This window comes from Flavobacterium supellecticarium (genome assembly GCF_004801375.1).
GTDB classification, from domain to species: Bacteria; Bacteroidota; Bacteroidia; order Flavobacteriales; family Flavobacteriaceae; genus Flavobacterium; species Flavobacterium supellecticarium.
Window position 1 is genome coordinate 177,059 of the sequence record NZ_SSNZ01000003.1, and the last position, 21,289, is coordinate 198,347.

A 21,289-nucleotide genomic window follows, 5' to 3' on the forward strand; every position below is an offset into this window, starting at 1 on the left:
AGTATAGTGTAAAATAATAATAGTAATGTGTGGTATATATATAACTAACATTCCTTATGAAAAGGAAGAAGTGTTAGACAAACTTAACTTAATAAAGTTTAGAGGACCTGATAATTTAGGGTACTCAAAAAAAGGGAATATTTCTTTAGGTCATCTACGATTGGCTATTGTCGATTTGGATGTTCGTTCCAATCAACCATTTTTTTACGATAAATATAGTATCGTTTTTAATGGTGAAATATATAATTTTCAAGATATCAGAGATGAATTGGAAACGCTGGGGCACTCTTTTGAAACAACTGGTGATACAGAAGTTTTAGTAAAGGGATATGCAGTATGGGGTAAAGATATTTTACAAAAGATTAATGGAATGTTTGCATTCGCGATTTATGACTTTGAAAATGAAAAAGTTTTTTGTGCAAGAGACCGGCTTGGTGTAAAACCATTTTATTATTATTGGAAAGATGGTCTTTTTGAAATTTGTAGCCAATTAAAACCGCTAATGAATTCAAAGAGTGAAGTATCTGAAGAAGCGATTTCAATTTATTTAGATTGCGGTTATGTACCTTCTCCATATTCAATTTTGAAAAATGTATTCAAGTTAAGTCCTGGGAAATGTATTGAAATTGATTTAGTGGCTCAATCGATGAATATTTCTGAATATTGGAATTTGGAATCCGTTACGACTAAAGATATTTCCTATGAGAAGGCTAAAGAAGAATTACACAAATTATTAATCGATGCTGTAAAAATAAGGATGGATTCAGATGTTCCTTTAGGAACGTTTCTTTCTGGAGGAATAGATTCAGCATTGGTTACAGCTATTGCGTCTAAAATAACAGCAGAAAAGATAAATACATTTACTATTGGATTTAATGATCCAAAGTTTGATGAAAGTAAAATAGCAGAAGAGTTTTCAAAAATTTTAGGCACCAATCATAAAACTACATTTTGTGATGCCAATGATGCCTTAAAATTACTGCCGAAATTTCAAGAAGTTTATGATGAACCTTTTGCTGATAGTTCCGCTTTACCTTCATTGTTATTGAATTTAGTTACAAAAAAAGGAGTCACTGTCGCTTTATCCGGTGATGGTGGTGATGAAAGCTTTCTGGGATATAATTATTTTGAAAGTATCCGAAAAGCTACAGTTTTTTTTAAAGTTCCCTACTTTATTAGAAGTTTTATGGGGCTTTTCATAATAAATAAAAAATCAAAATTTAAAGAGTGGCTTTCAATCAAGAATATTGATGATTTTATAGTAAGGATTTTTGTTTCAATGAATAGTTTAAATTTAGTAAAAAACGATTCATGGATCAATACACATTACTCAATATTTAAAAAATTAGCATCAGATGAAAAGCAAAGAGCAGCGGATCTAAATATTAAACTTTGGTTAGAAAATGATAGTAATGTTAAGGTCGATAGAGCGAGTATGGCTTATGCCGTAGAAGTCAGAAGTCCTTTTTTAGATTATAGAATAATTGAATTTGCCAGAACGTTACCCGTACGTTTTAGATATCAAAAAGAATTAAGAAAAAAGATTTTAAGAGATATATTGGAAGAATATATACCTAGTTCCGTTTTTAATCAGCCCAAGAGAGGATTTTCTATACCATTAGATGATTGGATTAAAAATGACCTGAAAGAGGATGTTTTAAATTGTTTGAATGATTCCTTTTTGAATGGAGTGCCTAACCTGGATGTGAAAAAATTCAAAAAACAATTGTATAATCATATGGAAGGGACGGAGATGAACGGAAACAATATCTGGAAGTTATATGTACTTGCGAAATGGTCAGAGTACAATAATATCAGTCTGGCTTCAAAAATGAATTAAGACGTATTAGTGTTTTTCCGTTGCTTATAAATGAAAGAATATTGATTATTCGGGGTACTAATGTTTCTTGTTCGAAATTTTTATGTAATATGATCAGATCATGGAGTATTGAAATTATCATTGATGTCGTTACGGATCGTCTGACTCGAAATCTGAAATTAAATTAAAATAAAGAAAGGATCTTATTATGAAAAAAAAGAGCGTCGTTTTTGTTGCGGCTTCTACTCAGGGTGGCGGTGCCGAAAGAATGCAAATCAATATTATGCATTCGCTTTCTATTGAAAAATACGATGTCTTTTTTGTGAATACCAGCAGTGAGCCTAAACCGCAAACCTTAAAGCCACATATTACATATATTCAGTATAATAAAAGCCATGCTAAAAGCGCCTATCGCTTGTTGTCTAAAGAGTTAAAGGATATTAATCCACATTATATTTTTACCACATCCATTGTTGTGGCCTATTTGTTGCAGATCATACGTATGATGTCCCGACTCAAATCCAGGTTGATTGTTCGTATTGCTGTACCACCATCAGAATCGCCTCATAAGGGGGTGAAATCAGCTATTCTAAGTAGGATGAATTCGTTTACGCTTAAGCATGCCGATCTGATAATTGCGCAGACCGAATTTTCGAAAATAGATGTCGCCAGACACTACAAAGTTCCGTTGACAAAAATAAAAGTAATCAGAAATATTGTTGATCAATCGTTATTGGACGAAAGTGGCGCACTGTATTTTCCGGGTGAATTTAGTAGCGGGAATTATAATATAGTAGCTGCGGGAGCCTTGTATTCTGTAAAAGGATTTGACCTTTTGATCCATGCGATGAAAGAAGTGGTAAAGCACAATATAACGACCCGTTTATATATTCTAGGTGATGAACGATATGAGACGGGATATAAAGCCCAATTGTCGCATCTGATACAAGAGCATCAATTAACCAATCATGTTTTTTTATTGGGTCACCAATCGAATCCGTATCCGTATTATAAAAATGCCGATTTGTTTGTACTGTCTTCACGTAAAGAAGGTTTTCCAAATGTTGTTTTAGAAGCATTATATTATGGTATTCCGGTTGTTGCAACCAATTGTGTGGATTTTTCGGAGGTCATCAATAATGGGGTCAATGGATATATTGTTCCTAAAGATTCTGTAAATGATTTATCGGAAGGGGTAATTAAGGCTATAGAGCATTTGAAAAAAACTACGACTAACAAAATTGATAATTATAATTACGAGCAAATTTTTAGCTGATGTATCTAGTTTCTGTTATTATTCCGACCTATAAATCTGGTGATTATATCTATAAATGCTTCGAGTCGCTTGCTGTTCAAACTTGCGGTAATGCGGTATTTGAGGTTGTAGTGGTGTTAAATGGTGAAAGAGATCCGTATTATGATAGTATAGCGGCAGCTTTGGAAAAGCATAATTTTAACTACAAGCTGTTCTATACCGATAGCCCCGGGGTATCAAATGCAAGGAATATAGCGCTTGATTATGTCGCGAATACCAATACACCATATGTTACCTTTTTGGACGACGACGACAGATTAAGTCCGTCTTTTATAGAAGAATGTCTAAAAAAGGCACAACTGGATGGCATTGTGGTTTCCAATACCAAAACCTTTGTTGAAAACACAGACGAAAAGCTCGGCGATGATTATCTCTCCGGTTGTTTTAAAAAAAATCAGGAAAAAAAATATAATATCGTCAATTACAGGAGTTTTCTGTCAACAGTATGCGCAAAACTCATTCCGTTAGCGGTAATTGGAAAAACCAGATTTGATACACATTTTGCTATCGGTGAAGATTCCTTATTTGGTTTTGAAATATCCGGCAGAATAAATGAAATGAACTTGACAGACGAAAAAGCGGTTTATTTGAGAGGTTTACGGCCTTTGTCGGCAAGTAGAAAAAAACAAAAAAAATACCCCGTATTTTAGGTAGCTTAGGCTTGTGTAAAAAGTACTCACAGGTTTATTTTCCACATTGGAGACAGTACAATTTTAAATTATATGTAACGCGAATTTTAGCTGAAATGCAATATATTTTTAAAATCATTATCCATTAATAATAACCGACTTAAAGCAAATAAATAATGAAATATACTTTTGAAGTTATTACATCTCCCGATATGTTGTGGGATAAAATGGCCTCATGCTATGACCATACTGTATTTAAGTCCAAAAACTGGGCCAATTTTCTAAAGGAATTCTATAAGGTGGCTCCGTTTGTTGTTGCTGTATCTGAAAAAGAGAAAGAAATCGGTTATTTTTATGGACATAAAATAAAGAAATTAGGCGTTCCGATAGTAGCGTCGCCTTTTGAAGGGTGGTCAACATCGTATCAGGGTTTGTCGATGTTAAAAGAGATAACGGTGAATCAAAGATTGGATATTTACGAAGAATTAATAGCATGGTTGTTTAAGAACAAGCACTGTCGTTATTTCCAGGTTTCCGATTGGCAATTGGAAGTTGCAGAATGCCTGCATCGTAATTTTACTATTGAATTACAGAAAGGTTATGTGCTAGATCTTACCAAAGATAAGGAGGAACTGTATAAAAATATGAGTTACAGCAGTGTGCGTTATTCCATTAATAAAGCCAAAAAAAAGGGAGTAGTAGTAAAGGAGATTTCGGATGTAAAGGAATATGCTCACGAATATTATAAACAACTGAAAGAGGTTTTTCAGAGACAAGGTTTAGCGCCTACCCATTCTATGGAGCAAACCAGGACAATGTTGCAGCATACCTTTTCGGAGAATATGGTTGCGCTTTATGCCGTTAATCCTGAAGGCGAATGCCTGGCGTCAGCATTTTTTCCGTATGCGGGTAATTATGGATTCTTTTCAGGAGGAGCAAGCTACCAATCGGCACAAAGTTACTGTCCCAATGAACTGATCATGTGGAATGCTATAGAAATGTTGAAAGATAAAGGGGTGAAATATATGGAATTCGGAGGAGGACGTCGTTATAAAGAAAAGTACGGACCTACGGCGTATGTGAAACCAAAAATTATTGCATCGAGTCTGCCCTGGCTTATTCCTGCCAAAGCATTTGCCAAATCGGCCTTTTATGCCGTTAGAAAAATTGGAGCATTGCTCAAAGGTAAAAGCGTTAATGAAGGGGTGTAATACTAGTAAATGATGGGAAAAATGATTTCTTTAATGTATCATGATGTATACGAATATACAGTTCAGGAAAGTGGTTTTCAAACAGATCCAGCTAATAAATATAAAATTTCAAAAGAGGAATTTGTTAAACAAATTCAAAGGATATCCCAATATTGTAGCGATAGAAATATTTTAAAAGAAAATGTGATGCTGACCTTTGACGATGGTGGGGGTTCTTTTTATTCCATAATTGCTCCGATTTTAAAAGAGTATGGCTTTAAGGGATATTTTTTCATTAGTACCGCATTTATCAATACGAAAGGGTTTTTAACATCAGATCAGGTGATTTCGCTGCATGAAGAAGGACATTTTATAGGAGCACATTCGCATACACATCCGGGTATGCTCAATAAATTGCCGTTAGTAGAACTGGAAGAAGAGTGGTCTGTTTCTATCACAATATTAAATGAGTTGCTAAAGACTAAAACGACTTATGTGTCAATTCCTGGCGGTTCCTTTTCTAAGGAAATGGGAAATATACTCGCCAATAAGGGAATTGAATCGATATTTATATCACAGCCTACCAGTAAAATAGCGCTTATTAGTGATAATTGCCGCACTATAGGAAGATTCACAATTTATAACAATACAAAAGTTTCTGAAGTTGAAGATTTACTGAAGACTGTTTCGGTAACGCGTTTACGACAGATAGTAAAATGGAAAAGTTTACTGCTGTTTAAGTATGTATTAGGAACAAATTATTTAAGGATTCGGAAATTTTTATTGAAATCATAAAAAGCATGAAGATTTTATACCTACATCAATATTTTAAATTTCCCAATGAAAATGGAGGGACACGTTCCTATGATCTGGCTACTGGATTTGTAGAAAAAGGATATGAAATCGAAATAGTGACCTCTACTTCAGATCCGGAATATAATCAGGCGAAACGTTGGGTAAAATTGCAAAAAGATGGCTTAATAGTACATTACATTTATTTGCCGTATGGGAATCACTTATCGTATTTTAAAAGGAGTCTGGTTTTCTTTCAGTTTCTTTGGTTTGCATCATTTAAGCTGTTAACAATAAAAGCAGATTTGGTTTTAGCTACTTCTACACCTTTGTCTATAGGTATTCCTGCTTTGATAAAAAAATGGATGACTAAAACACCATTTGTTTTTGAAGCAAGAGATGTATGGCCGGAAGCGGTTATTGCTATAGGTGCAATCAAAAATATTTATTTACAGAAATTATTGTACCAACTGGAAAGAATAATTTATAAAAATGCAGCTGCTATTGTTCCGCTATCGGTTGATATGAAAAAATCCATTGTCGATAGATATCCACAATTTAAAATGAAGCCTATTCAGATCATAGAGAATATTTCTGAAATCAGACGCTTTCAAAACAACTTTAGTCAGGACAAATCATTATTGAAAGAAAAAATAGGTTTTATTCCCCGATTTACGGTTTTATATGCCGGTACTTTCGGTCGTGTAAATGGAATAGATTATGTTGTCAAATTAGCCAAAGAAGTTATAACAATAGATCCGACCGTTGTTTTTATATTAATTGGAGCTGGGGCTGAAAAAGAAATGATCAAAAAGCTCGCTTTAGATGAGGATGTTTTGGATAAAAATGTTTTTATACTGGATCCGGTTTCCAAACAAGAGTTGCCACAACTGTATTATGAATGTAATATGGGAAGTTCTTTTGTGATACCGGTAAAAGAATTGTGGGCTAATTCAGCTAATAAATTTTTTGATACTTTGGCGGCAGGAAAACCGATATTGATTAATCATCCCGGATGGCAGAAAGATAAGATAGAATCGGAGGATATGGGGTATGTACTTTCGGAAAAAATTGACAAATTTGTAGCGCGTGATTTCGTAAGCTATACTCAAAATGATGCGCTGATTCTAAAGCAATCCGCTAGGGCTTTGGAAGTTGCGAAAGATAACTATTCATTGGAAATAGCAGTTAAAAAGTATATAGCGGTTTTTAATAAGATAGTATAATGTATAAAAATTATTGTAAACCTTTTTTCGATTTTATAGTGGCTTTTTTTGGACTGCTGATTTTGAGTCCGATAGTTATTATCGTAATGATTGCTTTGTTTATTGCAAACGATGGAAAGCCTTTTTTCTTTCAGATCAGACCCGGAAAAAACGAACGCCTTTTTAAAATCGTTAAATTTAAAACGATGAATGATAAACGTGACGAGAACGGAAATTTACTGCCGGATTCCGAACGCCTGACAAGAGTCGGAAACTTTGTGCGTAAAACATCGTTGGATGAAATTCCACAGTTGTTAAACGTTTTAAAAGGTGATATGAGCCTGGTTGGACCACGACCATTACTGCCTCAGTATTTGCCTTTGTATAGCGAAACGCAAAAAAAACGCCATTTAGTAAAACCAGGAATTACCGGTTGGGCTCAGGTAAATGGACGAAATGCCATTAGCTGGCAGCAAAAATTTGAATACGATGTTTTTTATGTCAACAATATTAGTTTTAAGATTGACATGAAAATTATAATTTTAACGGTTAAAAAAGTCGTCGTTAGGGAAGGAATTTCGGCCGAAGGTGTAGCGACTATGGAAGTGTTTAAAGGAAATTAAGATGTATTTATACGGAGGGAGCGGACATTGCAAGGTTATTATAGATATCGTCGACTCGACAAAAGAGTATAAGATTGACGGAATTTTGGATGATAATCCAAAGGCGGAACATATTTGTGGTATACCGGTATTGGAGAGCACGGAATTAACAAAATTAAAAAACGAAACGTTTATCGTATCTATTGGAGATAATGCGATTAGAAAAAAAATAGCCACTTTAATAGCCGCAGATTTTGTAAGTGCGATTCATTCTAAAGCGGTTGTTTCGCCGCATGCTGTTATCGGTAACGGAACGGTAGTCATGCCCAATGCGATTGTGAATTCCGGAGCAGCAATAGGAAAGCATTGTATTGTGAATTCAGGGGCTGTAGTGGAACATGATTGCGTGTTGGAAGATTTTGTTCATATTTCTCCAAATGCTGCTTTGGCTGGAGGAGTTGTTGTGGGCGAAGGCGCTCATATTGGAATAGGAGCTACTGTGATTCCGGGAATAACGATTGGTAAATGGGCTGTCGTTGGTGCGGGAGCGGTCATCATCAGGGATGTCCCCGATGGTGCTATTGTGGTGGGTAATCCCGGAAAAGAATTGTAAGCCTAGCGATTGTTTATTTTTTATAATACTACTAAATAGTGGGAAAGCGATTTTTTGATTTCTTTTTAGCGTTGTTGTTATTGATCTGTTGTTCAGGCTTAATTGTCATAATCTGGATCTTGGCTGCTATTGAAACAAAATCCTCAGGAATATTTCTCCAAAAAAGAATCGGACAGTATGGAAAACCGTTTACCATAATAAAATTTAAAACGATGCGTTTAGTGTCTGTGAGTGGTACCAGGAGTGAAGTTGTAATTCCAACGATAGCCGCCTTTTTCCGCAAATATAAATTGGACGAGTTGCCACAGTTACTCAATATACTGTTCGGACAAATGAGTTTTGTTGGCCCAAGACCCGATATTCCCGGTTATTACGACAAATTGGTCGGTGACGAACGTAAAATTTTAGAATTGAAACCCGGATTAACTTCAGAAGCGAGCATTAAGTATTCGAATGAAGAAGAAATATTAAAAAATATTCCCAATCCTGAGAAATTTAACAATGAGGTTATTTTTCCGGATAAAATAAAAATGAATTTACATTATTATTATAACCGCAGCTTTATGGGGGATCTCAAGGTAATACTTAACACATTGCTTCGTTTTTGTTGAAAATAATTATTTTAATAAAAAGGTTTTTATACAATATTCAGGGTTTACCATGCTATATAAATAAGTATAATGTTAACAATGACAAAAGAATAATTATTTTTGCATAAAGATTGGTTCTTCTTTTTAAATAAATATGAAAAAAAATGAGTTCTGCTAAGATTTGGCTTTCTTCACCTCATATGGGAGGAACGGAGCAACGTTATGTTAATGAAGCGTTCGAAAGTAATTGGATCGCTCCTTTGGGACCGAATGTAACCGGTTTTGAAAATGCATTGCAATCCTATCTGGGAGGTATAGCCGAAGTGGCGGCATTAAGTTCAGGAACAGCAGCGTTGCATTTATCCTTAATTATGTTGGGTGTGCAGGCTGGTGATGAGGTAATCTGTCAATCCATGACATTTTCGGCTTCGGCCAATCCAATTGCCTATCAGGGAGCCACGCCCATTTTTATTGACAGTGAATCCGATACCTGGAATATGTGTCCTGTAGCGCTGGAAAATGCCATCAAAGACCGTATCGCCTTAGGAAAAAAACCAAAAGCGATTATCGCGGTACACTTGTACGGGATGCCTTATAAAGTAGACGAAATTAACCGAATTGCAGCAGCCTATGCTATTCCGGTAATCGAAGACAGTGCCGAAGCATTGGGAAGTACCTATAAAGGGCAATCCTGCGGTACTTTTGGCCAATTCGGAATTCTGTCATTTAACGGAAATAAAATCATCACAACATCGGGTGGTGGTGCTCTGGTTGTGAAAGATCAGGAACTCAAAAAGAAAATAATATTTTTATCAACTCAGGCAAGAGACGAAGCGCCACATTACCAGCATAGTGTTATCGGTTATAATTACCGGATGAGTAACATTTGTGCCGGAATCGGAAGAGGGCAAATGGAAGTGCTGGATGATCACGTTGCGTTGCGAAGAAAAGTAAACCAATATTATAGAAACTATTTTAAAAATATTGAAGGAATAACCGTGTTACAGGAGCCAACAGCCGATTATTTTTCGAATCATTGGTTAACGACAATTTATATCGATCCGGTTATTTTTGGTGTAACGGCGGCCGAGGAATTGCGACTAATGCTGGATGCCGACAATATTGAAAGCAGACCACTTTGGAAACCAATGCACTTGCAACCGGTATTCGAAAAGGCACCCTATTATGGGGGAACTACTGCAGAAGAGCTGTTTAAAAACGGACTATGTCTGCCTTCCGGTTCGAACATGACCGATGCTGAAATGGAACGGATTGGAACAGTTCTTGATATGTTTTTTAAATTGAAACTTTCGGAAGCGTTTTAATTCACCTTAATTATAGTAATAATTCATGAACAATAATACTGTTGAACTTGAAAAATAGTGTGTTTCAAGGCCTGTATTCCAATCTACAGCAGGCTTCATCAACTTTTAGGGAAGATTTTTCTTTGCAAAGTTTACGCTATTTGCCCCGATGGATTGTCTTATTTATAGACATTGCCGTTGTGATGATCGCTTCTGTGATCAGCTATTTCTTGCTCGATGGTTTGGGAATTCAGTTCCGACTGGCATTAGATAAAGACAAATTTATCTATGTTGTTAGTGTATATCTTTCGGTAACCGTTTTCTTTTTCTGGTTATTCCGAACCTATTCCGGTATTATCCGACATTCTACGTTTATCGACGGAATTCGCCTGTTTTTTGCACAATCATCTACCTTTTTGGTGATGTTTTTTATCAATGTCTACTTTGAACAGGCTATTGGTGATAAACTGTTTCTGAATACCCGTTTGTTGCTCAATATTATTATCTCTTTTATGGGGTTGTTTCTATACCGAATTGTGGTGAAACAAATTTTTGAGCATTATCTGACCGAATCTAAAAAAATAAAACTCGAAAGAGCACTGATCTATGGTACCGGTTTTAACGCGACGGCTTTGGCTAATGCGTTGCGTACCGAACGACCACAACGTTTTAAATTACTAGGATTTGTAGATTATGATGCATCCAATACCACTAAAAGGATTTTGGATATGCCCATTTATACCAGCCGAAAGAAAGTGCCGGTTTTACTACGTTCCTTAGGTGCCAATACGTTAATTCTGGCCTCAAACGATTTACAGGAAGACCGAAAAATCGAACTTATCGATGAATGTTTGGAATACGGATTTAAAGTATATACCGTACCAGTGGTGGCCGACTGGTCGGATGTGAAGGATATTTCCAAAAAAGTAAAATCCATTCAGATTGAAGACTTGTTGGAACGTAAACCGATTAAACTGGACAATACGGCCATCCAAAGGGAAATTAATGGCAAAACGGTGGTCATTACCGGTGCGGCCGGTTCCATTGGTGGTGAAATTGTAAATCAGGTCATTGCCTTTGCTCCTAAACGGGTGGTGTTGATTGATCAGGCGGAAACACCCTTATACCATTTAACGTTAGAGTTGAGTAAAAAGAAATCGGCAGCCACGATTCATTCTTTTGTAGCCGATATACGAAATAAAAAAGAGATCGAGTCGATCTTCTCCAAATACAAACCGGACATTGTATTCCACGCGGCGGCCTATAAACACGTGCCGATGATGGAAGATCACCCGATTCAGGCGGTTTTTACCAATGTCATGGGAACCCGCAATCTGGCCGATTTATCGGTAGCCTACAAAGTGGCCAAATTCGTGATGATCTCAACCGATAAAGCGGTAAATCCGAGTAATGTAATGGGAGCCAGTAAGCGGATCGCCGAAAAATATGTGCAGACCTTAAATTATCATTTGCATAATAATGGGGTCAAACATACCAAGTTTATCACCACGCGTTTCGGAAATGTATTGGGATCCAATGGATCGGTGGTGCCGTTGTTTAAACAGCAAATCGCCAATGGTGGTCCGATAACGATTACACATCCAAAGATTATCCGCTATTTTATGACCATTCCGGAAGCATGCCAGCTGGTATTGGAAGCCGGAGCGATGGGAAGTGGTGGCGAGATCTATATTTTTGATATGGGGAAACCGGTAAAAATTATCGATCTGGCCCGTAAAATGATTCGTATGGCGGGATTACAACCCGATAAGGATATCAAGATCGAATTCGTCGGATTGCGACCAGGAGAAAAATTATACGAAGAATTGTTAAACGATTCCTCTAAAACACTCCCAACGCATCACGAAAAAATTATGATTGCTATAGAAGTCTCCGATACGTTTGAAATGATTTCAGAGGCAGTAGATTTGTTGATCAATATTACGGAAGAAGGACAAGAGTTGTCCGATATTGTTATGCAGATGAAATCAATTGTACCGGAGTTTAGAAGTATGAATTCGTCGTTCTCGACCTTGGATATTAATTAAAAATCAAAAGCGTATCTTTGCGCAAAATTTATTATTTATGGAGGTAATTTCTCGCTTTTTCTGTTTTTTGGTCTTGGGAGCTTTCTTAATCTTGTCTTCCTGTGCACAAAAAAAGGATATTGTTTATTATCAAAACATTGATCAGTTTTCAAGAGAGGGATCTTCAGCATCATTCGAACCAAAATTACAACCGGACGATTTGTTAATGATTATCGTTTCGGCAGAAAACCCGGAAGTGGCGGTACCATTTAACTTATATGCAGTTACCATGCAAGGTGCTACCGAAACAGCCGCAAGCCAGCCGCGTTTACAAACCTATCTGGTGGATTCCAATGGGGAAATTTCGTTCCCGGTTATCGGAGCTATTAAACTAGGTGGATTAACCCGTAGTGAAGCCATGACAAAATTAAAAGGCTTGTTAAGTGATTATATCAAGAACCCGTCGGTTAATATGCGAATATTAAACTATAAAGTAACCGTTCAGGGAGAAGTAAACCGACCAGGAACCTACCCGATACAATCCGAACGGATTACATTACCGGAGGCATTGAGTTTGGCCGGTGATCTTACTGTTTACGGAAAACGTAATAATATTCTGATAATCCGCGAAACAGAAGGTAAGGTAACAACCACTCGTGTCGATTTAACAAAACCGGAGTTTTTCAATTCTCAGTTTTACTATCTGAAACAAAATGATGTGGTCTATGTGGAGCCTAACAAAACCAAAGTAAATTCATCGGTAATAGGACCGAATATTACAGTAGCCATTTCAGCAATTTCTTTATTAATAACCATAATTGCTTTAACCACAAGATAGATATACATGAATCAGGAATTTAATACTTTTGAGGAGCAAAACGAAAATAACTTTTCTATTCGTGAACAGATTGATAAATACTTAATCTATTGGCATTGGTTAGTACTGGGGGTATTACTTTCAGTAATAGCGGCATTCTTGTATTTACGTTATTATACATCACCTAGCTACAAAGCGGTTGCAACGATACTTGTAAAAGATGATAAAAAAGGGGGGATCGCTTCTGAATTAGCCGCTTTTTCTGATATTGGAATGCTGACAGGGGCAAAAAGTAATGTTGATAATGAAGTGGAGGTCTTAAAATCCAGAACATTAGTAGAAAACGTTATACAAAGATTAGACCTAAACATCTTTTATATAGCTGAAGGAAGAGTTAAATCTTCTTTTTTATATAAAGATTCGCCAATTAAAATGGAGTTTACCAATAAAAGTAAGGATTTTTATTTACAAAATTTTGCTTACAGAATAGAAAATAAAAGCAATAATCGTTTTGTAATCTATGATGAAAAAGAAAATAAATTAGGTGAATATTCTTATGGTAATGAGGTAAAAACCAAATACGGAACATTTATTGTAAACAAAAAATTAGAAAACCTGGTAGATGCCGAAGGTAAAAGCCATAGCAATGATCCTTTTGTTGTCCATGTTAAAATAGTGCCCTTATCGAAAGTTGCCGAAAATTTTAAAACAAAATTGATGGTAAACCCGCTAAGTAAGAATACCAGTGTTATCGAATTGTCGTTAATAGATCCTGTAAAAGAACGAGCGGAGGATTTTTTAAATGCTTTAGTTAGAATATATAACGAAGATGCCATCGCCGATAAAAATTTTATTTCCGAAAATACATCGCGTTTTATTTCGCAACGTTTGGAATTGATCACTCAGGAACTGGACGGGGTAGAGAAAAATGTGGAAGGGTATAAAAAGCAAAATAAAATTACGGACATCACTTCCGAAGCCGGTTTGTTTCTGGAAAGTGCCAGTCAGTATGAAAAAAGTGTCATCGAAACCGAAACCCAGATGAAGGTGGTCGCTTCGATGAAGGACTTTTTAAAAAATAGCAAAAAAGGAGATCTTATTCCAAGTAATCTTGTTCCAAGTAATCTTGCTTCCAACGTTACAGCCTCTACATCCATAGATGAGTTTAATAAAATGGTACTGGAACGCAATCGTATTTTAAAGAGTTCTACGCCAAACAACCCGATTATCATTGCTTTAGATGAGAAAATAGAAGCCTTAAAAATAAGCGTAGATGAAAGCCTGAACCGTATGCAATCGGCATTGACGATTAAAAAACGTAATCTGGATCGTCAGGAAGGTTTATTGGGCGGACGCATTTCCCGAATTCCAACACAGGAACGGGAATTCAGAGTGTTACAACGACAACAACAAATCAAAGAATCATTATACCTGTACCTGTTACAAAAAAGGGAAGAAACGGCAATCTCATTGGCGGTAACAGCACCAAATGCCAAAGTGATCGATGCGGCCAAAGCTTCGGATATCCCTGTTTCACCTAAAAAAAATCTGATTTATTTAGGGGCATTGTTTATGGGACTGCTTATTCCTTTTGGAATAGTTTATCTGAGAGATCTGTTGGATACCAAAGTAAAATCACGTCAGGATATAGAAGCAAAAATCAAAGCACCATTCCTGGGCGATATACCGCAATCACTTTCGGCTAATGAATTGATCACGACTACTAGTCGAAGTAGTGCTGCAGAGGCATTGCGTATAGCCAAAACAAATCTGGAGTTTATGTTAAACCATGTTCCGGATGGACAGGCAAAAACTATTTTTCTGACATCAACGTTCCCGAAGGAAGGAAAAACCTTTATCACAGCCAATATTGCCGCTACAATCGCCTTGTCGGGTAAAAAAGTGTTGTTGATCGGTTTGGATATCCGTAATCCAAGATTGGATGATTATATCCCGATTCCATCTAAAGGTCTGACCAACTACCTGTCGTCAAAAGATGATGATATCAATAGCTATATCATTAAACATAGTGGTTTCGAAGAGTTCTACGTGTTGCCTTCGGGAGTAATTCCTCCGAATCCGGCCGAATTATTGATGAGCAAAAAAGTAAATACGCTTTTTGAACAATTGAAGAAAGAATATGATTATATCGTGGTCGATACGGCTCCGGTAAGTTTGGTAACCGACACTATGTTGGTGGCACATCTCGCGGATGTCTTTATCTATGTGGTGCGCGCAAACTATCTGGATAAACGTATGCTAAATGTGCCGCAAACGATATATAGAGAGAAAAAATTACCGAATATGTGTTTGTTGTTAAACGATACGGATACGACCAAAGGCTATGGTTATGGCTACGGTTATGGTGCCGATCTTGAAGACGAAAGACCATGGTGGCAAAAACTATTTAACCGGTAAAAAACAATCCGGTTCATAAAAAAAGTCCTTATTTATAAGGACTTTTTTTGTTTATTTAAACAGTGTGTTTCGTTTCATTGCGGCGACAAGCAATAGCTCATCGATTTTTATTTTTTTTGAAAAAGAAGCAATATGATTTTTATGGTGAATATCAGAACCGGTAAAATCGATCATGTCGTTTTTAAAGAGTTTTTCAACCGCTTTGGTAACATGCTCGCCATAATAACCAACAGTCGAAAGCAAATTGGCCTGAAACAGACATCCGGCTTTTTTAAGCTTTTTATACGCTTCGAAATTGTTGTGGTAAAAATTATAACGCTCCGGATGGGCCAGTACAGGTTGATATCCGGCTACCTGTAACTCAAATAAAATATCAAACAACTGAATCGGCGGATTGATATACGACATCTCTACTAAAACGTAATTGTCTTTTAAGGTTAGCAGTTTTTCCTCTTGAAATAATTTTACAAAAGTATCATCCAGCATATATTCTGAAGCTGCTTTAAGCTGTAAAGCTCCGGCAGGTTCCGGTAAAAGTTCGTATACTTCTTGAAGTTTGTTTTCAATACTTTCACGGGTATTTTCCCAAACCGAACTACAGGTATGCGGTGTCGTTACCATACGGGCAAAACCGAATTCGCGGCACGAATCTAATAAATAAGCCGTATCGTTTTGATTTTGAGCACCGTCGTCTATCTCAAAAAGAAGATGAGAATGAATATCGGTATAGTCCTGTGGAATAAGTTCCTTTAAAAGGGGTTTGGATTTTAAAAATGATAACATGCTGCAAAGATAGCCAATTTGAGTATGCAAAAATAAACAGTAATCGGGCGAGAGAAAAGGAATCTTATAACAAAAGAAAATATTGTTTCAGGACTTTATTTCTTTAAATTTGACTCCGTCTAAAATTATAGATAAGTTTGTAAACTATTAACATTAAAACTACCAATACTATCCGGTGAAAGATGTAATTCTAAAGGCCGAACATATTTCCAAACAATATCGCTTGGGAACGGTCGGTACGGGAACCATAAGCCATGATTTAAACAGATGGTGGCACAGAGTGCGCGGTAAAGAAGACCCGTACTTAAAAATCGGTGATGTAAACGACCGTTCGAAAAAAGGGAACAGTGATTATGTATGGGCTTTACATGATATTAGTTTTGAAGTCGAGCGGGGAGAAGTTCTGGGAATAATCGGAAAAAACGGAGCGGGGAAATCCACCCTGTTAAAAATTTTATCCCGGGTAACAGCACCTACAACTGGAAGTATCAAAACCCGCGGGCGTATTGCTTCGCTATTGGAAGTTGGAACGGGTTTTCATCCGGAAATGACCGGAAGGGAAAACATCTACTTAAACGGTTCCATTTTGGGAATGACCAAAAAAGAAATCACTTCCAAAATAGATGAAATTATTGCTTTTAGCGGTTGCGAACGTTATATCGATACACCGGTAAAACGCTACAGTAGCGGAATGACCGTTAGATTGGCATTTGCTGTTGCGGCACACCTCGAACCGGAAATCCTGGTTGTCGATGAAGTATTGGCGGTTGGTGATGCCGAATTTCAGAAAAAAGCCATCGGAAAAATGCAGGACATCGCCAAAGGCGAAGGACGAACGGTGCTATTTGTTAGTCACAATATGGCGGCCGTGAAAAGTCTTTGTACCAAAGGAATCGTAATGGAACACGGTAGGGTGGTTTTTGAAGGTAATGTAGACGACTGTATTGATGAATACCTGAGAGAATCGCAGCAAAATGCAACAAGACAATGGGATAAAGACCATCCCGGATCGGAATTTTTCCGTCTGCATAAAGCGGAAGTTCTTAATCAGAATCAGGAAACCTCTCTTAATCATATGATCTCAAGTTCGGTATTGGTACGCTTTACATATGAGGTACTAAAAGACGAACAGCAGTTCACACATGGATTCAACTTATTTAATAATCAGGGCGTTCATATTCTGAGCTCACACGACACAAAATCCGATACACTTCAGGAACCGGTATCCAAAGGGATCTATACCAAAACAATTGAAATTCCCGGTAATTTACTGGCAGAAGGAGGTTATACCTGTAGTTTTGCGATTATGCGCTATAGTCCGTTTCATGTGGAATTCCACGAAATGGAAGTGGTTGGATTTAATATCATTGATGAAATGGGCGATAATACGGCTCGTGGCAATTATTCAGGACGATTCCCCGGATTGGTGCGTCCGTTGTTAAAATGGGAAAAAATATGAAAAAAGGATGGACAGGCGAACGCCTCGAAACATTTATATATAACAGAGATGCAATTGATCATTTGCATCGTTATGCAATAGCAAAACAGTATGTAGCCGGAAAAACGGTTCTCGATATTGCCAGTGGTGAAGGATACGGAACCAATCTTTTAAGTGAAAATGCGGCATTTGTATACGGTGTCGATATCGACGAAACGACCGTAGTTGCGGCAACACGAAAATACCACAAAAATAATATCCGTTTCCAACAGGGAAGTACCAGTAGCATCCCGTTGGAAAACCAAAGTGTGGATGTTGTGGTCAGTTTTGAAACTATCGAGCATCACGATCAGCACGACGAAATGATGCGCGAGATCAAACGTGTTTTAAAACCGGGTGGTATGGTGATCATTTCTACTCCGGATAAATTGTACTATTCCGATCTGCGGAATTTTAAAAATGAGTTCCATATTAAAGAACTCTATCAGCAGGAATTTGAAACCTTATTGTCGGGCTATTTTGCAAAGCAACAATTGTTGGCGCAACGCTATTGTAACGGAAATTCCGTGATTACCGATATCGCAAGTCCGGAACAACCAGTGATTATGACTGGCGATTATAAAGCTGTACAGCAAACGGATATACCCGCTTTGTATCTGGTTGCCATCGCTTCAGATGAATCGTTTGACCGACAGGGACTTTCGGTTTTCGACGGAAGCAGCATCATGGAAATAGAATACCAGCAAAAAATAGCAAAAATCTATAATTCAAATTCCTATAAAGTAGGACATAAAATATTAATGCCGTTTAAGTTCCTAAAAAAAGCCTTTAAATAATGCTGGCGATCGTAATTCCATATTACAAGATTCAGTTTTTTGAAGAAACATTGCGTTCACTCGCCAATCAGACCGATAAACGATTTATGGTATATATCGGTGACGATGCCAGTCCCGATGATCCATTGGAATTATTACAACGATTTAGCGGTCAGTTTCCGTTCGAATACCATCGCTTTGAAACCAATACCGGAGGGAATTCACTGGTCCGGCAATGGGATCGTTGTATCGATTTGATCAACGAAGAAGAGTGGATTATGATTTTAGGCGACGATGATGTATTGTCGGAAAACACGATAGCATCCTGGTATTGTAATTACGAACAGTTTAAGGATAAAACAAATGTGGTTAAGTTTGCCTCAAAAATAATTTTTCAGGAAGCAGCCCGAATTTCCGATCCTTTTCAACATCCGGTTTGGGAAAAGGCAACGGAATCTTTTTTTAAAAAAACAAAAGCACTTACGAGAAGCTCGCTGTCGGAATATATTTTTACCAAAAAAACGTACGATACTTATGGGTTTTACAATTACCCTCTGGCATGGTATAGCGACGATCGCGCTTGGATCGATTTCTCCGAACAGAAAAATATATACACCATTAATGAAAGTTTTGTCTTTATCCGATTTTCAGAAATGAATATTTCAGGCCGACAAGACAATGCCGTTTTAAAAAAGAAAGCCAAAGAACAATTTTTCGGAGACTTTATTCTAAGAAACCTGGCACTGTTTCCTAAAAAGGAGCGATTGTCATTATTGTTAACCTATGAAGTTGCGGTAAAAGACCAGCGAAAGTTAGCCTTTAAAGAATGGCTTTTGCTAGGGAAACATTATGTTCGTAATTTTACACCAATATCGTTTCTAAAATTTATCCGACGTTTTTTTATCAGTACTTTTAAAAAATGAAAGCGTTAGTATCCGTTATTATCCCAACCTATAACCGAGCCGATCTGATTGGAGCGACTTTGGACAGTATGATTGCCCAAACCTATCCGGACTGGGAATGTATTGTTGTGGACGATGGTTCGACAGATAACATCGAAGAAACCCTGTCGGCCTATAGTAATAAGGATAGCCGGTTTTACTATTATAAAAGGCCCGATAACCGAACGAAAGGCGCCAATGCGTGTCGGAATTATGGCTTTGAAAAGAGCAAGGGTACTTATATAAAGTGGTTCGATAGTGATGATATTCTGTATCCCGATTTCCTGGAAAAACAGGTTCGGTTATTGGAAGAAGATCCGGAACTGGATTTTTGTGCCTGTCTGGCGGAAGATTTTACTGAAGGTTCACCTATTAAAACCGTTTTTAGAGCCAACCGAACTCCTAAGGAAGATGTCTTAACGGCCTATCTTACAAAGAATCATTATTTTTTTACCGGTTCACCGTTATGGAGACGTACAATATTACAGGGCAAAGCTCTATTTGATGAAGAATTAGCCAATAGTCACGAAACGGATTTCCATTTCAGAATGCTGGCCAACCATTTAAAATATATATACAAAGACGATGTACTATTTGGGATCAGAAGAGGACATCAAAGTATAACACAAGATAAAACCAATGAACTTTCGTCGCATATTTCCCGACTTACGTTTTTTACAAAAGCATTTAAAATTGTAGCAACAACCGCTACGGAAAATAAAAATACGCTCCAACAATATTTATTATACCGACAGTTGAGTTCATTTTATCAGATCAAAATAAACTCCGGAAAAACAATAAAAGGATACAGTCGTCAGATACTGAAAAATATCGCCAGTACAAGCTATCCGTTAAAGGATAAACTCCGGATCTATATTGGTTTTATACTGATCACAATTTCCAATAAAGGCTATAATTTTTTAAATAGTGCAAAGGTGGACATCAATGAAGCGATCGAAAATTAAATAAGACAATAAAAGTCGACATCATAACCAAAATAAACAAAGAAAAATGAAAGTTAGTGTATGCATGATAACTTATGGACACGAAAAGTTCATACGTCAGGCGATCGAAGGCGTCTTGATGCAGGAATGTAATTTTGATTATGAATTGGTTATTGCCAACGATTGTTCTCCGGATGCCACCGACGAAATTGTAAAGGATATTCTCCAAACGCATCCAAACGCGAATAAAGTCCGCTATTTTTCCCATACCGAAAACCTCGGAATGATGCCTAATTTTCTATTCGCTATGGCGCAATGTAAGGGTGAATATGTAGCGATGTGTGAAGGTGACGATTATTGGATTACAAAAGATAAACTTCAAAAGCAAGTCGATATTTTGGAAGCGAATCCTACTATTGGATTGGTGTACACGGATGTAAAACATTATGATCAACAAACAGAAAGGTTTATTAAAAAACCAGCTGGATTGGAAGTCAGCAAAGCCGATGTTATTCGGGTAATGTTAAAAAATAAATTCATCGAGTTTCCTACGACCATGTTTCGGAAAAAGGTTCTTGATAAAGCAGTCGAAATCAACCAGACGGCACTGTTAAAAGGAGTGATTGGGGATACCCGGATTCTTTTGGAAACAGCATACCTGTCGGATATTTTCTTTTTAAAGGAAGTAACAACTGTATATCGGATTGTAGCGGGAAGTGCCAGTCATCCCAAAAATATTGACAAATATATTTTTGCGCTTAAAGATTCGTATTTATGCCGAAAAGAATTCGTAGAACGCCATAACCTGCCAAAAGTCTGGTTGTCGGATGCAGTTTGTAATACCAATAGAGGGTTGATTAATAGGGCTTTTATTGCAGATAACTATACTAATGCATTGAAATTACTTAAAAATGTAGTAATTTTTGAGATGTTTAGTTATTCGAGCAAATCGGTGATCAAACAAAAAATGACGTTGGGAATTTGGGGCAAGGGATTGCTGGCTTTGTTGGGAATCGGTGTTTTACGTCAAAAAATAAAATAATAATA

19 protein-coding genes are annotated in these 21,289 nt (G+C 37.0%); 18 read left to right on the top strand and 1 reads right to left on the bottom strand.

The window, feature by feature from the left end; translation table 11 throughout:
* The first annotated feature begins 25 nt into the window (after positions 1-25).
* The 13 genes from asnB to E6C50_RS10065 all read left to right on the top strand — a co-directional run bounded on the left by asnB (position 26) and on the right by E6C50_RS10065 (position 15,321).
* Positions 26-1,840 (top strand): asparagine synthase (glutamine-hydrolyzing), encoded by a 1,815-nt coding sequence (gene asnB / locus E6C50_RS10005; RefSeq protein ID WP_136403095.1) that lies wholly within the window; start codon positions 26-28, stop codon positions 1,838-1,840.
* 187 nt (positions 1,841-2,027) lie between these two features.
* Positions 2,028-3,095 carry a glycosyltransferase gene (locus tag E6C50_RS10010; RefSeq protein ID WP_136403096.1) on the top strand — a complete coding sequence of 356 codons (1,068 nt, stop codon included), beginning with the start codon at positions 2,028-2,030 and terminating at the stop codon, positions 3,093-3,095.
* Positions 3,095-3,784, top strand: coding sequence for a glycosyltransferase family 2 protein (locus E6C50_RS10015; protein ID WP_136403097.1), 690 nt, complete (start codon positions 3,095-3,097; stop codon positions 3,782-3,784). Before E6C50_RS10010 ends, E6C50_RS10015 begins: the two co-directional genes overlap by 1 nt.
* A 155-nt stretch (positions 3,785-3,939) precedes the next feature.
* On the top strand, positions 3,940-4,974 hold the full coding sequence (locus tag E6C50_RS10020; RefSeq protein WP_136403098.1) for a GNAT family N-acetyltransferase: 1,035 nt from the start codon (positions 3,940-3,942) through the stop codon (positions 4,972-4,974).
* 9 nt (positions 4,975-4,983) lie between these two features.
* Positions 4,984-5,748 (top strand): polysaccharide deacetylase family protein, encoded by a 765-nt coding sequence (locus E6C50_RS10025; protein ID WP_136403099.1) that lies wholly within the window; start codon positions 4,984-4,986, stop codon positions 5,746-5,748.
* 5 nt (positions 5,749-5,753) lie between these two features.
* Positions 5,754-6,971, top strand: coding sequence for a glycosyltransferase family 4 protein (locus tag E6C50_RS10030; protein ID WP_136403100.1), 1,218 nt, complete (start codon positions 5,754-5,756; stop codon positions 6,969-6,971).
* A complete protein-coding gene (locus E6C50_RS10035; protein WP_136403101.1) occupies positions 6,971-7,573 on the top strand; it encodes a sugar transferase in 603 nt (200 codons plus the stop codon). Before E6C50_RS10030 ends, E6C50_RS10035 begins: the two co-directional genes overlap by 1 nt.
* 1 nt (position 7,574) lies before the next feature.
* Positions 7,575-8,165: an acetyltransferase gene (locus tag E6C50_RS10040; protein WP_136403102.1), complete on the top strand. Its 591-nt coding sequence runs from the start codon at positions 7,575-7,577 to the stop codon at positions 8,163-8,165.
* 38 nt (positions 8,166-8,203) lie between these two features.
* The gene (locus E6C50_RS10045; RefSeq protein WP_136403103.1) at positions 8,204-8,776 is read left to right on the top strand and encodes a sugar transferase; all 573 of its coding nucleotides are present in this window, start codon (positions 8,204-8,206) and stop codon (positions 8,774-8,776) included.
* Between the two features lie 143 nt (positions 8,777-8,919).
* Positions 8,920-10,080: a DegT/DnrJ/EryC1/StrS family aminotransferase gene (locus E6C50_RS10050; RefSeq protein ID WP_136403104.1), complete on the top strand. Its 1,161-nt coding sequence runs from the start codon at positions 8,920-8,922 to the stop codon at positions 10,078-10,080.
* Positions 10,081-10,127: 47 nt separating this feature from the next.
* Entirely contained in the window at positions 10,128-12,107 is a 1,980-nt protein-coding gene (locus tag E6C50_RS10055; RefSeq protein WP_317128620.1) for a polysaccharide biosynthesis protein, read from the top strand.
* A gap of 37 nt (positions 12,108-12,144) precedes the next feature.
* Positions 12,145-12,924 carry a polysaccharide biosynthesis/export family protein gene (locus E6C50_RS10060; RefSeq protein WP_136403105.1) on the top strand — a complete coding sequence of 260 codons (780 nt, stop codon included), beginning with the start codon at positions 12,145-12,147 and terminating at the stop codon, positions 12,922-12,924.
* Between the two features lie 6 nt (positions 12,925-12,930).
* Complete coding sequence (locus E6C50_RS10065; RefSeq protein WP_136403106.1) at positions 12,931-15,321, top strand: GumC family protein; 2,391 nt, start codon at positions 12,931-12,933, stop codon at positions 15,319-15,321.
* A gap of 51 nt (positions 15,322-15,372) precedes the next feature.
* On the opposite strand, the gene E6C50_RS10070 is transcribed toward E6C50_RS10065, so the two are convergent.
* Positions 15,373-16,104: a tyrosine-protein phosphatase gene (locus tag E6C50_RS10070; RefSeq protein ID WP_136403107.1), complete on the bottom strand. Its 732-nt coding sequence runs from the start codon at positions 16,102-16,104 to the stop codon at positions 15,373-15,375.
* Positions 16,105-16,279: 175 nt separating this feature from the next.
* Between E6C50_RS10070 and E6C50_RS10075 the strand changes: the two genes are divergently transcribed.
* Genes E6C50_RS10075 through E6C50_RS10095 form a run of 5 tightly spaced genes read left to right on the top strand, consistent with a single transcriptional unit; the run spans position 16,280 to position 21,284 of the window.
* Complete coding sequence (locus tag E6C50_RS10075; protein ID WP_136403108.1) at positions 16,280-17,563, top strand: ABC transporter ATP-binding protein; 1,284 nt, start codon at positions 16,280-16,282, stop codon at positions 17,561-17,563.
* Entirely contained in the window at positions 17,560-18,378 is an 819-nt protein-coding gene (locus E6C50_RS10080) for a class I SAM-dependent methyltransferase (RefSeq protein WP_168732781.1), read from the top strand. The genes E6C50_RS10075 and E6C50_RS10080 overlap by 4 nt, the downstream gene beginning before the upstream one ends.
* Positions 18,378-19,280, top strand: a complete 903-nt coding sequence (locus E6C50_RS10085; protein WP_136403110.1) for a glycosyltransferase family 2 protein — start codon at positions 18,378-18,380, stop codon at positions 19,278-19,280. The genes E6C50_RS10080 and E6C50_RS10085 overlap by 1 nt, the downstream gene beginning before the upstream one ends.
* Positions 19,277-20,263, top strand: coding sequence for a glycosyltransferase family 2 protein (locus tag E6C50_RS10090; RefSeq protein ID WP_136403111.1), 987 nt, complete (start codon positions 19,277-19,279; stop codon positions 20,261-20,263). Before E6C50_RS10085 ends, E6C50_RS10090 begins: the two co-directional genes overlap by 4 nt.
* 46 nt (positions 20,264-20,309) lie before the next feature.
* On the top strand, positions 20,310-21,284 hold the full coding sequence (locus tag E6C50_RS10095; RefSeq protein WP_136403112.1) for a glycosyltransferase family 2 protein: 975 nt from the start codon (positions 20,310-20,312) through the stop codon (positions 21,282-21,284).
* The last annotated feature ends 5 nt before the right edge of the window (positions 21,285-21,289 follow it).